This is a genomic window from Kitasatospora sp. NPDC059812 (assembly GCF_042732075.1).
In the GTDB taxonomy this organism is placed as follows: domain Bacteria; phylum Actinomycetota; class Actinomycetes; order Streptomycetales; family Streptomycetaceae; genus Kitasatospora.
Genome location: NZ_JBHWIO010000003.1, coordinates 1 through 13,523, shown reverse-complemented (window position 1 = coordinate 13,523; position 13,523 = coordinate 1). Strand labels below are relative to the sequence as shown.

Annotated in this window: 9 protein-coding genes; 4 read left to right on the top strand and 5 right to left on the bottom strand. The window is 76.0% G+C overall.

Annotation, left to right across the window (positions count from 1 at the left end; translation table 11 throughout):
* Nucleotides 1-2 precede the first annotated feature (2 nt).
* The gene (locus tag ACFV6D_RS02130; RefSeq protein WP_380557780.1) at nucleotides 3-1,028 is read left to right on the top strand and encodes a JmjC domain-containing protein; all 1,026 of its coding nucleotides are present in this window, start codon (nucleotides 3-5) and stop codon (nucleotides 1,026-1,028) included.
* Nucleotides 1,029-1,174: 146 nt separating this feature from the next.
* Here ACFV6D_RS02130 and ACFV6D_RS02125 read toward each other — a convergent pair whose 3' ends face one another.
* From ACFV6D_RS02125 to ACFV6D_RS02115, 3 genes are all read right to left on the bottom strand, one after another.
* Nucleotides 1,175-3,208: an ATP-binding cassette domain-containing protein gene (locus ACFV6D_RS02125; RefSeq protein WP_380424829.1), complete on the bottom strand. Its 2,034-nt coding sequence runs from the start codon at nucleotides 3,206-3,208 to the stop codon at nucleotides 1,175-1,177.
* Nucleotides 3,209-3,567: 359 nt separating this feature from the next.
* On the bottom strand, nucleotides 3,568-6,780 hold the full coding sequence (locus ACFV6D_RS02120) for a type 2 lanthipeptide synthetase LanM family protein (RefSeq protein WP_380557777.1): 3,213 nt from the start codon (nucleotides 6,778-6,780) through the stop codon (nucleotides 3,568-3,570).
* A gap of 197 nt (nucleotides 6,781-6,977) precedes the next feature.
* Nucleotides 6,978-7,157 carry a hypothetical protein gene (locus ACFV6D_RS02115; RefSeq protein ID WP_063346527.1) on the bottom strand — a complete coding sequence of 60 codons (180 nt, stop codon included), beginning with the start codon at nucleotides 7,155-7,157 and terminating at the stop codon, nucleotides 6,978-6,980.
* A 368-nt stretch (nucleotides 7,158-7,525) separates the two neighbouring features.
* On the opposite strand from ACFV6D_RS02115, the gene ACFV6D_RS02110 reads away from it, so the two are divergent.
* Nucleotides 7,526-8,125, top strand: coding sequence for a hypothetical protein (locus ACFV6D_RS02110; RefSeq protein WP_380557775.1), 600 nt, complete (start codon nucleotides 7,526-7,528; stop codon nucleotides 8,123-8,125).
* Nucleotides 8,126-8,141: 16 nt separating this feature from the next.
* On the opposite strand, the gene ACFV6D_RS02105 is transcribed toward ACFV6D_RS02110, so the two are convergent.
* Complete coding sequence (locus ACFV6D_RS02105; RefSeq protein WP_380557772.1) at nucleotides 8,142-10,577, bottom strand: FtsX-like permease family protein; 2,436 nt, start codon at nucleotides 10,575-10,577, stop codon at nucleotides 8,142-8,144.
* Nucleotides 10,574-11,263, bottom strand: coding sequence for an ABC transporter ATP-binding protein (locus tag ACFV6D_RS02100; RefSeq protein WP_380375381.1), 690 nt, complete (start codon nucleotides 11,261-11,263; stop codon nucleotides 10,574-10,576). The genes ACFV6D_RS02105 and ACFV6D_RS02100 overlap by 4 nt, the downstream gene beginning before the upstream one ends.
* Before the next feature lie 206 nt (nucleotides 11,264-11,469).
* Between ACFV6D_RS02100 and ACFV6D_RS02095 the strand changes: the two genes are divergently transcribed.
* Entirely contained in the window at nucleotides 11,470-12,723 is a 1,254-nt protein-coding gene (locus ACFV6D_RS02095) for a sensor histidine kinase (protein ID WP_380557769.1), read from the top strand.
* Nucleotides 12,720-13,412 (top strand): response regulator, encoded by a 693-nt coding sequence (locus ACFV6D_RS02090; protein ID WP_380557766.1) that lies wholly within the window; start codon nucleotides 12,720-12,722, stop codon nucleotides 13,410-13,412. The genes ACFV6D_RS02095 and ACFV6D_RS02090 overlap by 4 nt, the downstream gene beginning before the upstream one ends.
* The last annotated feature ends 111 nt before the right edge of the window (nucleotides 13,413-13,523 follow it).

The window sequence follows — 13,523 nt, the reverse complement described above, 5'->3', positions numbered from 1 at the left end:
CCATGGAATCGCCCACGCTGGCCGACTGGGTCGGCGACGTCCGCAGCTTCACCGGCCACCAGTGGCAGCGCAAGCCCGCCGTCTTCACGCCGGAGAGACTCGCCTCGCCGTTCGACCTGGACGCGTTGGACGCCGCCTTCGACACCGGGCTGCTGCGCACCCCCTACCTGGAGATGGTCCGCTCCACCAAGGTGACCGTCCCGCCCGAGGCCTACACCACGTCACGCACGGTCAACGGCATCACGTACCACGGCTTCGCCGACCGCGCGAAGGTCCTCGCACTCCTGGGCGTCGGGGCGACGCTGCTGCTGCGCTGCGTCGACCAGTGGCACCGCCCGACGGGCGAGCTCGTGGCGCGGCTGTCCGAAGAACTCGACCGGCGCGTGGAGGCGTTCTTCTTCGTCACGCCCGCCGGCGGCCAGGGCCTCGCGGTGCACCGCGACGACGCCGACGTGTTCGTCCTCCAGGCGGCCGGACGCAAGACCTGGTACGTCCACGACGCGCCGACCGCGGCGGACTGGTCGCCGGGAGAACTCCCCGACGACGAGCACTCCCCGCGGCTCCTGCACAGCGTCCTCGAACCCGGCAGCGTGCTCTACGTCCCGCGCGGCTTCGCGCACCGCGCGGTCGGCGCCGCCGGCCTCTCCGCTCACCTGTCCCTCACGATCCGCGACATCTCCGTGCCGGACCTGCGGGCCGCCCTGGAGCAGCGGCTGACGGACGGGCTGGACCTCCCGGCGCGCCCCCTGGGCGAGGCCGCGATCGACGACTCCTGCGCCGCGCTGCTCGACCACGTCCGGACGAGGCTCGACACGATCGAACCGGAGGACCTGCGGCTCGCCGCCCGGGCCGCGCAGGCACGGGCGGCCCGGGCGGAGGCGGCGGCCGAGAACGCGGAGCGCGCGGAGACGTTCGCCGAGGCGGCCCGGAGCTGGGAAGGCGGCGGGACCGGCGCCGGGCGGGCCGGGCTGGCGTCCGTCAGCCGCACCTGGCGCAGGCTGCGCGACGCGGCACGCACCACGCACTGACGCACTGGCACGCTGGCACGCTGGCCCACCGGCGCAGGGCCGTCAAAAACACACACCGCGTCCGGCGGGCGCCGCCCGTCCTCCGTACCGCCGTGACGACGACGGTACGGAGGACGGTCAGCACCGGCCCTCGCCGGCCGAGGACGTCAGACCCGCTGCGCCGGGACCGTCCGGTCCCGCTGGAGGTCCAGCAGCTCACGGAACAGCCCGTCCGGGCGCGCCGCCAGCTCCGCCCAGGTGCCGGTCTGCACGATCCGGCCCCGGTCCATCACGATCACCCGGTCCGCCACCGCCGCGTTGGCGATGTTGTGCGTCACCAGCAGCGTGATCCGCCCCGGGGCGAGGGCGCGCAGCGCGTGCAGGATGCGGTGCTCGGCGCGCGGGTCCAGGTCCGAGGTCGGCTCGTCCAGGATCAGCAGCCCCGGGCTGCGCACCGTCCGGTACAGCGCCCGGGCCACCGCCGCCCGCTGCCAGCCGCCGCCCGACAACTCGGCGCCGCCCCACCAGCCCTGGGCCAGCAGCGTGCGCCAGCCCGACCGTAGCCGGGCCACGATCTCGTCGAAACCCGTCCGCGCGGCCGCCCGCTCCACGTCCGCCATCACCTGCTCGGTGAGGTGCCCCAGGTGGACGTTCTCGGCCGCCCCCAGCGGCCAGCGCGCGAACTCCTGCGGCACCCGGGCCACCCGCGACCACATGCCGTCCGCGTCCAGCTCCTGCACCGGCACGCCGTCCCAGCAGATCCGGCCGGACTGCGGCAGGTAGAGGCCGGACAGCAGCTTCAGCAGCGTCGACTTGCCGCTGCCGTTCTGCCCGATCACCGCCACCACCTCCCCGGCCCGCAGTGTCATGCTGACCCCGCACAGCGCCGGCTCCTGCTGCTCGCCGGGGTAGGCGTGCCCGAGGTCCGCGACCTCCACCAGTTGCGGCGCGTCCGGCACGATCCCGCCGCGCCGGATCCGGTGGCCTCCGGCCTCGTCCAGGAAGGTGAAGTAGTCGTCCAGGTACAGGCCCATCCGGTACAGCCGGGCGCCGTTGCCGACCAGGCCCTGCAACCCGGACGAGGCCGTCCGCAGCGCGAACGTCGCCGTACCCGCCGCCGCCAGGTCGATCCGGCCGCTCGCCACCAGGTACAGCAGCGTGCCCCAGACCAGCGCGCTGCCCGCCCCCGTGCCCAACGAGGCCAGCAGGGAGACCTTCGCCGCCTCCCTGGTCGCCCGGTCCGTCGCCTCGACGATCTTCTCCTCGGCGCGGCGGTACTTGGCCATCAGGAACGGCGTGACCTGGTCCGAACGGACCTGGTCCGCGCGGGTCTTGTCGATCAGGAACCAGCGGTAGACGCGCAGCGCGCCACGGTCCTCGTTGGTGGCCACCGCCGCCAGGTAGTGGATCCGGGCCGTCCGGACGGCCGCCACCCCGGTCGGCACCGAACCCAGCAGCAGCAGCGGCACCAGCCACGGGTGGAGCGTCGCCAGGACGCCCGCCGCAGCCGCCAGCGAGACCGTCGAGGCGATCACGTCCTGGGCGTTGGAGAGCAGGTCCGGCGTGGTCGAGGCACCCCGATCGGCCGCCTCCCACTGCTCGTTGTACGCGGGCTCGTCGTACGCCCGCAGCTCGGCCGCGCACCCGGCGGCGATCAGCGCCAGCTCCGCCTCCCGGGTGACCCTCGGCGACACCCGGCCGGACAGCCCCACCACCGCGATCCCCAGCACCGCGCGCAGCGCGGCCGAGACGGTCAGCAGGAGCAGCGACGGCGCGGCGGTCCGCAGGTGCTCCCCCACCGGGCCCGCCACCAGCAGCGCGCCCAGGGTGCCGGTCGTCGCGTACAGCGCCAACGCCCCAAACACGCCCGCCAGCGCCTGGCACACCAGCAGCAGCACGGTGGACGTCCGGTCCGCCGCCCACGCCAGCGCCAGCGCGCGGCGCACCAGGTGCGGGAGGCGGCGCAGCATCGCGTTCGCCGACATCGACGCGCCGGCCTCGGCCCGGCGGTCGCCGGGGAAGCGCAGGCGCAGTTCCTCGTCGTGCCGATCCTGATCCTGGTCGTGCTGGTCCTGATCCTGGTCGTGCTGGTCCTGATCCTGGTCGTGGTCGGACGGGGTGCGGTCGGGCGGGGTGCGGTCGGGCGGGGTCTGGTCGGGCGGGGTGTGGGGCTTCTCGGGCTTCACGATCTGTTCGGACACAGTGCTCCCTGCTCCCTGGTACGGCGGCCGATGGCCGCAGCGGATCCGCGCGCGGGCAGCCCTCACCGCCGCGTGGGCGTGTGGGGTCGGCAGCGGTGCCGGAGGGCACTCTGCGAGGGGCTGGCTGCGGTGCGGACCCCGATCCTGGCAGCGGTCCGCCGGGCCGTCCGGCGTGTCCCGGCCGGTCTCACTCGATCCGGGCGATTCCGTGTCGGCGGCGGCGAGTTGGTGGCAATCGATCACCGGGAGGGTCCGCGATGTTCGATTCAGGGGCCGGTTGCGGTGCACTCCGGACGTGCGGTCCGACGATCACATGAACGTTCCGGTCGAGCCCGCGCGGCCCGACCTCGCCGACCGTCTCAGGGGGTCGGCGGGTGGAGCGCGAGGAGGGAGGGGGTGGTGGGGGCGGCGAGGCGGAGCAGGCCGTGGCCGGTGCCGGCGAGGCCGACCATCAGGGAGGGGCTGTGGACGCCGTGCGGGAGGCCGCAGATCCAGCCGCGGGTGTCGAGGTCGTCGAGGGTGGCGTGGGCCTGCCGCAGGGCGGCGGTGCGCCAGCGGTCGCCGGCGAGGAGGAGAGGTTCGAGGTTGCCGAAGTCGCCGTGGCAGAGCGAGAAGTTGTGGCCGAAGCCCTCGCGGAGGACGGTGGTCAGGGCGGTGTCGCGTTCGGTGAGGAGCAACTCGCGGGCTTCGGGGAGGAGTTCGGCGAGTTCGGTGCGGGCGAGCGCGATGCCCGAGGCGCCGTGGCACCAGAGGGCGGGGTAGTGGGGCGCGTCGGGGCCGTCGTCCTCGCGGACGTCGCGCCAGTTGGCGGCGGCCGGGTCGAACAGGGTGCGTTCGTACGCGACGGCGGCGAGGGCGAGTTGGGGCAGCCGGGGGTCGCTGAGGTGCCGGCCGGCGCGGGCGAGCGCCCAGGCGATGCCGGAGCCGCCGTGCGCGAAGCCGGCCAGCGGGCGCTTGACGGCGCCGGCGAGCGAGGCGGGCAGCCAGCCGGCGCCGCCTTCGGGGTGCGGCGCGGCGGCCCGGACGAGGCGTTCGGCGCAGGCGGCGAGGGCGTCGGTGACGGCGGGGCCGGGGCGGACGGCCGCCCAGGCGAGCAGTCCGCCGATGGTGCCCGCGTTGCCGGCGAGCAGGTCGTGCTGGGCGTCGTCGGCGGCGGTGGCGGCGCTGCGGCGCACCACCTGGGCGGCCAGGGCGTCGAGTTCGGCGTCGGGGTGGTGGGCGGCGAGGTGGGCGAGGGTGTAGAGGACGCCGCCGACGCCGGAGAGGCCGCCGCCGAGGCGGTCGGCACGTCGCCGGATTTGATGACGCAGCGTCAGTTCAGCTGCCTGGGCGGTGTTTCGGTGCTCGCGATCGCCGGTGACGGTGGCGAGCTGGTGGAGGAAGAGGGTGACGCCGGCCGTCCCGCTGTAGAAATCGGGGCCGAGTTCGGCGGGTGCCCAGCGGCCGGGCGGGGCCCAGTTGGGGCCGGCCCAGGCGAGGTCCGCGCTCCCCCGGTAGGCCTCGCGGAGGAGTTGTTCGCCGGCGTCGACGGCCTTGGCGAGGGCGCGGGAGGCCAGGTCCAGGCCTTCGGCGGGCTTCCCGGGTTGCGCGGGAGGGGACGTGGCCGGGTGGCGGCGCGGCTCGCGGACGCCGTCCGCGGTGGTCACCGACAGGCGCAGCAGCTGGAGTTGGCGGGCCAGGTCCGGTTCGCCGAGGGCGTCCGCCTTGGCGAGGGCGAGGTCGAGTGCGGGCCGGTCGGTGACGCCGGGGATCAGGGCGCCGGTGGAGGAGCGGGCGTCGACGCTGTCGGGGCGGATGGTGAAGACCGGGACGTCCCCGCGCCAGAGGTCGGCGCGCTCGTGGTCGACGTAGGCGAGCGCGTGCTCCTCCCAGGCGGGGAGCGCCCAGAGCCGGTCGAAGTGGCGGTCCTGGTCGAGGCCGTCGCGGAGCAGGTCGGGGTGGCAGGCGGTGGCGAGCAGGCTGCGGTACTCGAAGGTGTCGCGGCGGAGCATCCTGGTCTCGTCGGCGGCGAACGCCCTGATGAGTTCCCGGAGTTCGCCCTTGTGGGCGGCGAGCAGCCGGTAGGCCTCGGTAAAGCCGGCTTCGAGTTCGCCGACGTGGTCGGCCAGGCGCAGCGGCCGCCCGGGCGGGACGGGCCGGCTGCCGGGCGCCGCGACGGGCATCCGGCGGTACTCCAGGCGGAGCCGGTCGGTGCCCTGGTCGACCAGGACGGGGGCCGGGCGCGGCGGGAGGCTGCCCGGATCCCAGCCGAGGGCGGAGAGGTCGGTGCCGCCGTTGCCCTCGTCCCACATGCGCTCGGGCAGCAGGCCGGAGCGCAGCACCGAGTGTCGGGCCTCGTGACGGGCGAGCCGTTCGGACTCGGAGAGGTCCTTGGCGGGTTCGGGCAGGTCGGGGTGGAACAGCGCTTCCAGATCGATCAGGACCGGCTGGTCGCGGACGGCGATCAGGTTCTGGGCGTGGCAGTCGACCGCGTCGAGGGTGTGGAGCAGCGCGGCGAGGGTGCCGGCGCGGTGGTAGAAGTCGCTCAACTCGGCGTCGTCGCGGGCTGGTTCGGCGGTGGCGTGGGCGACCCAGCCGTAGCCGTCGCGGGCCAGGTGGGCGAGGTCGTGCAGCGGCAGCCGGAGCATGGGGTTGAGCCAGCGCAGGAGGTGCTGGAAGTGCGTCTCGGCGCCGAGCGGGCGCGGCTTGTAGACGATCCGGGTGCCGTGCTCGAAGCGCAGGGCGCTGACGGTGGCGCCGCCCCGGTGCGGGTCGCCAAGGCCGGTGGCGAGTTCGGTGAGGCGGCCGAGCGGGCGGCCGTCGGCGAAGGTGCGGGCGAGGGCGGGGAGGTCGGCGGCGAGGCGGCGGTACAGGGTGAGGCAGGTGGCGGTCCACTGTTCGGCGGCGGTGGCCAGCCGGTACGCCAGCACCGGGTATTCGGCGAGGAGTCGGACGGCGCGGCCGGGTTCGGTGAGCCGGTCGAGGAAGTTCCGGTAGCGCTGCTCGGGGGTGTCTCCGGTCAACTCGCCGGAGAGACGGGCGACGTGGAGTTCGGTGATGACGGTGCGGACGGCTGTGGTGTGCGCGGTCGCGGTGAGTGCGGGCAGGACGAGGGCGGTGAGCTGGTCGGGGGTACCGAGGGTGGCGGGGCCGGGGGTGGCGGCGTCCGCGGTGGCGGGGCCGAGTTCGGCGAGGCCGGTGCGCAGGCGGTCGCGGGCGTCGGCGAGCAGTGGGGCGACGAGCCGGGCGAAGGCGTGGTCCTCGGGGAGGTCGAGGGTGTGCCCGGCCTCGAAGGCGGCGGCGAGGCGTTCGGCCCAGGCGGGGGTGCCGAGGCGGTCCGCGAGGTCGGCCGGGTGTTCGGCGAGCAGGGCGCGCAGCCCGTCCGGGTCGAGGCGGTCGGCGGCGAGGCGGCGCTCGAACCAGTCGTCCCGGTCGAAGGGCGGCTGGGCGCGCCAGCGGTCGAGGATCCGCCCGGCACGGTCGGCCCGTTCAGTCTGTTCGGCGCGTTGGGCGTCCGGGTCGGGCAGCGGACCGCGGGCGGCGAGCGGGACGGCTCGGGCGGCGGCCCGCCGGATTTCGGACGCGTCAACCACGGGCGGTCTCTCCATGCTCGGTTCGTGCGCGACGGTTGCGGTGCTTCGTGCCCGACGGTTGCGGTGCTTGGTGCCCGACGGTTGCGGTGCTTGGTGCCCGACGGTTGCGGCACCGGACGTACGCGCCCCGGCCGGGTCGTGCGTCCGCGACGCGGGCTCCGGCGGTGCGGCCGGGGTCCGCGCCGCGGACGGCGGACTCAGAAGCTGCAGACGTGGGCGCAGCTGCTCCAGCCACCACAGGTGCTGGCCTGCACCGCGGCGGTCACGTAGACCTCGTCCGACAGGTCGCCGGCCGGGTGGACCTGGTGGCCCTGGCCGAGGGTGAGCCGGAAGTCCTCGTCCTTGAGCGCGCGGACCTGCTCTGCCGTGGGCTGCATGGTGCCTCCTTCAGACATTCGGGTCTGGCACGGTCGTGCCGGGTCGGGATCCTGGCACCGCCCCACCCGCCGCACCAGAGGTGTGCCGCGCACCGGGCACAATTTCGGCCAGGGTCGGAATAGGGACGAGGCCTCCCCCGCCCATCCCGCTCCCGCAGGCCGCGCCCGTGCCCCGGCTCGCCCGTCGGACCTCGCATCGCCCTACACCTGTCCGGAATCCAGACCGTGCCGGGGGCCTGAACCGGGCCCCACGTTTGAACGGCCGGGCCCCGGGCAGTCCGCGCCGCCCGTCGCTCCTGTGGCCGGGCCGGGCACCGAAGGTCACGATGGAATCCGGCACCCCCCGCCCCCGGCCCGATCGGAGCGCGATGAGCGAGCAGCACAACGTCGTCCTGCTGACCTTCCCGGACGCCACCGCGTGGCGGGCGGCCTTCGACGAGGCGCAGCACCTGCCGGGCCTGCGGCAGCTGGCGGCCCTGGAGCGCAGCGCCGACGGCCTGTTGGAGATCCAGGACACCTTCACCCGGGGCGCGGGCGTGACCACCGTCAGCTCCGGCGTCCTCGGCGGCCTGGTGGGCCTGGTCGGCGGGCCGATCGGCGTCCTGCTCGGCTTCGCGGCGGGTGCGGCGCTCGGCAACGCCGCCGAGGAGGGCCGGGCGACGGAGGGCGGCGCCGGGCTGATCATGCTCTCGCCCCGCGTCCCGGACGGCGGCGCGCTGCTCGTCCTGGAGCTCCGGGAGTCCTCTCCCGACCGGGCCAACGACCTGGCCTCCCGGCACGGGGCCACGGTCGAGCGGATCGACGCGCAGGCCTTCGCCGAGCAGGTCCGGGCCGCCGAGCACAAGGCGGAGCAGGACACGGCGGAGCAGAACGCGGCGGAGCAGAACGCGGCAGAGCAGGATCCGGCCGAGCGGCACACGGCGGAGGAGCCCAAGGCGGAGGGTCACCGGCCCGACAAGGGCGCCTGAACCGCCGCCCGACCCCTCACTCGGCCCGCAGCGCCTCGACCGTCCGCGCCCGGGCCGCCCGGACGGCGGACAGCAGCGCCCCGAGCACCGCGATCAGCACGCCGCCGAGCCCGAGCAGCGCCAGCACCGGCGTGCCGAACACGTCGAGGGCCGAGGCGGGGAAGCGGAGCCCGGCGCTGCGCCCCATGGCGGGCACCGTCAGCCGGTGCAGCAGCAGCCCGACCGGGAGGCCGATCGCGCCGCCGAGCGCGCCGACCAGGACGACCGGGGCGAGCGCCCCGCCCACGGTCTGCGCCGGGGTCATGCCGAGCGCCTTGGCGACGCCCGTGTCCCGCTTCCGCTCCCGGATCTCCAGGACGACGGTGTTGAACACCCCGAGCCCGGCGACCACGACGAGCAGCGCGGTGAGCGTGGCGGTGAGGGAGTTCAGGGCGGCGATCGAGCCGCTGGAGCCGTGCGACCCGCCTGCCTCGGCCGTCATCCGCACCGGGGCGAGGGCGGCACCGAGGGCGGTGGCGTAGGCGGCGCGGTCGGTGCCGGGCTTCAGCGCGACGGACCAGGAGTCCGGGTGCGGGGCGGCACCGGGCGGGTAGCCGGCGGCGTCGGTGAACAGCTCGTTGGTCTGCATGTGCGGGTCGAAGACCTCGCCGACGATCCGGACGGTGACCGCCCTGCCGTGGGAGGTGAAGGTGACCTGGTCGCCGAGCGCCACCGAGGCCTCGGTGAGGAAGGTGGCCGGGGCGACGGCCTCGCCCGGGGCCCGGAACCAGCGCCCGGAGACCATCCGGTAGCCGGCCCCGGTCGCGTCGCCGTCGAACGCGGTCACCCTGGTGCTCCCCGCGACGCCGGGGACCGTCACGTCCTCGGTGCCGTCGCCGAAGTAGCCGGCCGTGCCCGGCTGGGCGTCCAGGGCGGCGGTGACGGCGGCCGGGTCGGCGGCGACCGGCCTGGCGGGAGGCGTCGCCCCGGGCGGGCCGACGGGCCGCTGCGGGTGCACGACGACGTCCGCGGTGTCGTGGTTCTTCGCCGCCTGCACCCAGGTCATCGTCCCGCCCATGCCCACCGCGAAGACCGCGGCCGCCGTGCCGAACAGCACGGCCGCGAGCATCCCGGCGGCCCGGGCGGGGCGGGCGAAGGGCTGGGCGAGGCCGAGGCTCAGCGGCCGGGGCAGCGGCAGCCGGGCGGCCAGCTCGGCGGCGCGGGCCGCCGCCCGGTCCCGCCGGGTGCCGCCCGCCGTACGGCCGACGGCGAGCGCGTCCACCGTGCGCAGCCGTCCGGCGCGGGCGGCGGCGGCCCAGGCGACCAGGGCGACGGCCGCCAGGGTGCCGCCGGCCACCGCGACGTCCACCCAGGGGGCGATGCCGGAGGTGCTGGTGCCGTAGATCCGCCCGGTGGTGGCGAGCACCGGGAGGGTCAGCAGGTTGCCCGCGACCACCCCGAGCAGCGTGCCGACGGTGGCCGGGATCAGTGCCTGGGCGACGTACGCGCGGACCACCTGGGCGGGCGTGCAGCCGAGCGCCTTGAGCACGCCGATCCGCCGGGTGGCGGTGCCGACGGCTCCGGCCACCACGTTCCCCGCCACCAGGACCGACATCGCCATGCCGAGCAGGCCGAAGGCGACCATGAACGGCAGGAACATCGCGGTGTTGCGGTCGGAGCCCTGCTTGGCGGTGAGCCAGGACTGGGCGCCGGTCAGCGCGCCGTCGGGTGCGGCGGCGGCGACGGCGGCCCGGTCGGCGGCGAGCGCCTCGGCGGTGGCCGCCTGTGTGAAGCGGTAGAGCATCTCGTAGCCGGGGGTGCTGCCGGGCGCGGTGAGCGCGGCGAGGCCGTCCGGCGTCACCCAGGCGTCGGCGGTGCGGCTGACGGACCGGCCGAAGCCGACGACGGTGAGGGTCGGCGCGCCCGGCAGGCCGGGCAGGCGCAGTGTGCCGCCGACCTCCCGGACGGGGCTGCCGTAACTCGCGTCGAGCACCACCTCCCCCGGCTTCTTGGGCCAACTTCCGTGCAGTAGCTCGATGTTGTCCACACCGCCGGCGGCGTCGGCGCGGCCCGCGACGGTCATCGGCTCCATCCCCTCCCCGTCCGCGCCGGTCGCACCGCCCGCGCCGGTCGCACCGTCCACGCCGGTCGCACCGCCCGCGCCGGTCGCGCCTGGGCCCGGTTCGGGATCGACGGTGACGGTGCGGAACGGCCCGGCGGCGGCCGTCACCCCGGGGGCGTGCGCGGTGTCGGCGAGTTGGGCGGCGGTGGCCCGGGCGCCGTCGAAGCGCGCGGTGAGGTGGGCGCCGTGCTGGCCGCCGAAGGCCTGGTCGAAGGGCTGCTGCGAGGCGACCAGCAGCGAGCCGCCGAGGACGGAGCAGGTGGTGGCCACCAGAGCGGCCAGCCCGATCGCGACGGACTGCGTGCGGCGCCGACGGACACCCGCGCGCACCACCCTGCCCAGCGCGGTCATGCCGCCACCGCCGAGTCCGAGGCGATCCGACCGTCCCGCATCCGGACCGTGCGGGTGGCGCAGTCCTCGGCGAGGGCCAGGTCGTGGGTGACGATCAGGATGGTCTGGCCGTCCTCGTGCAGCTCCCGGAACAGCTCCTTGACGTCCTCGCCGGAGGCCGAGTCCAGCGCGCCGGTCGGCTCGTCGGCCAGCAGCAGCGTCGGCCTGTTCATCAACGCCCTTGCCACCGCAACGCGTTGGCGCTCACCACCGGAGAGCCGGGCCGGGTGGGCGCGGGCGTGCCGGTCGATGCCGAGCGACTCCAGCAGCTCTGCGGCCCGGCGCCGGGCCTCGGCGCGCGGGACGCCCGCGAGTTCGCCGGCGAGCACCACGTTGTCGGCCACGGTGAGGTCGTCCAGCAGGTTGAAGAACTGGAACACCATGCCGATCGTGCCGCGCCGGTAGCGGGCTGAGCCCGCCTCGCTCAGCCGGTCGACCCGGACCCCGGCCACGGTGACCGTCCCGGCGCTCGGCCGGTCCAGCCCGGCCACCAGGTTGAGCAGGGTGGACTTCCCGCTGCCGGACGGGCCGAGCACCGCCACCGACTCCCCCGCCCGCACGCTCAGCGTGACCTCGTCCAGCGCCGCCCGCGCGCCCTCGTAGTGGCGGCTCACACCGCTCAGTTCGATCACCGGATCGCTGCTCATTCCCCGCTCCTCGTACGTTCCCGCCTGGTGGACGACACGAAGGTACGGACGGGCGGCGCGCACCCGCGTCCGTCGCCCGGGGCAACTTCGCTACCCCGTCCGGGCGACCCGGCGCGGCGTCATCCTTGCGAGGTAGTCGCCGGGTGTAGCGGCCACCGCCGCCCGAGGGGCTGTCCCCGACGGCTCCCGGCCCCCACAATGTCCCGGTGATCAACCTCCCGACAGCGGCGCGGCTACGCGCGGCGGCCCGCCTGGCCGAACCCCCGGGCGCCGCGCCGCCGCCCCGGCCGACCCGGCGCGGCCAGGCCTGCGACCTGGCCCTGGCCCTGTTCCTCGCCTTCGCCTGCGCCCGCTACGCCACCACCGCGAGCGAGAGTCACGGCACCGACTGGTACAGGCCGATGCTGCTGGTGCCGCTCGTGCCGCTGCCGCTGGTGCTGCGCCGCCGCCTCCCGCTGACGGTGCTGTGGGCGGTGCTGCCGGCCGCGCTGCTGGTGCGTCACCAGTCGGAGGACATCGCGTACGCGGCCGGCGTGGCCGTCATCGTCGCCGCCTACAGCGCCGCCGCGTACGGGCGCCGCCCGGCGGCGCTGCTGCCGAGCCTGCCGGCGGCCGCCGTGACGCTGGTGGTGCTCTTCGACGACGCCAAGCTGCCGCACTTCCCCAACGCGGTGATCGCGCTGCTGGTCCTGGTGCCGGTGTTCGCGGTCGCCTACGAACTGCGGATGTGGCGCCGCCGGGTGGACGAGGAGCGCGAACGGCTGTCCGCCCTGGAGCGCGGGCGGCTGGCCGCGCTGGAGCACGCGGCGGAGCACGCCGTGGAGCTCGAACGGGCGCGGATCGCCCGGGAGTTGCACGACGTGGTGACGCACAACGTGAGCATGATGACGATCCAGGCCGGGGCCGCCCGCAAGATCCTGGACACCGCCCCGGACAAGGCCCGCGAGGCGATGGCCGCGGTGGAGGCCGGCGGACGCGCCGCGATGACCGAACTGCGCCAGGTCATGGGCCTGTTGACGATCGACTCGGAGACCGGCGACGACCCGGCCGCGACCGCCGACCTCAGCCCGCAGCCGGGCCTGGGCCGACTGGACGCGCTGGTCGACGGCGTCCGGCGGGCCGGACTGCCGGTCGAGCTGACCGTCACCGGGGAGCGCCGGGCCGTCCCGCCCGGGGTCGAACTCGCCGCCTACCGCGTGGTCCAGGAGGCGCTCACCAACACCGTCAAGCACGCGGGCGGCGCGGATGCCGCGGTGACCGTCGAGTACGCCCCCGGCCACCTGCGGGTGGAGGTCACCGACACCGGCGGCCGGACCACCGGCGCCGCCGCCACCGGCAACGGCCGCGGCCTGATCGGCCTGCGCGAACGCCTCGCCGTCTACGGCGGCACCCTGCACACCGGCCCCCGGCCGCGCGGCGGCTACCGCGTCAAGGCCCTGATCCCCCTGGAGAGTTCATGAGCGAGCAGGCGCTGCGCGTGGTGGTGGCCGACGACCAGGCCCTGGTCCGCACCGGGTTCCGGCTGATCCTCGAATCGGAGGGGATCGAGGTGGTCGCCGAGGCCGAGGGCGGCGAGCAGGCCGTCGCCGCCGTCCGCCGCACCCGCCCGGACGTCGTCCTGATGGACATCCGGATGCCAGGCCTGGACGGGCTGGAGGCCACCCGCCGGATCCTCGCCGACGCCGGCCCGGCGGACCACCCGCCGCGGGTGATCATGCTGACCACCTTCGACCTCGACCAGTACGTCTACGCCGCGATGGCGGCCGGGGCGAGCGGCTTCCTGCTCAAGGACGTCACCCCGGAGCACCTGGCCGCCGCCGTCCGGCTGGTCCGCACCGGCGACGCGCTGCTGGCCCCGGCGATCACCCGCCGCCTGGTCGAACGCTTCGCCCGCCCGGACGCCCCCGCCGCCGCCCCGCACCGCGAACTGGCCGCGCTCACCCCGCGCGAGCGGGAGGTGATGGGCCTGCTCGCCCGCGGCCTCAGCAACGCCGAACTCGCCGCCCGGCTCCAGCTCTCCGAGGCGACCGTCAAGACGCACGTGGCCCGGATCCTCGGCAAGCTGAACCTGCGGGACCGGGCCCAGGCGGTGGTCGCCGCCTACGAGACCGGGCTGGTCAGCGTCGGCACTGCGGCGCAACCCCGGTAGCGGTCCGGGGGGGGGGGGGCGGGGGGGGGGCCGCCCGCGCGGGGGGGGGGGTGCCGGCACCCCCCCCGCCCCCCCCGCCCCCCCCCCCCCCCCCGCGGCGAGGGCGCGGGG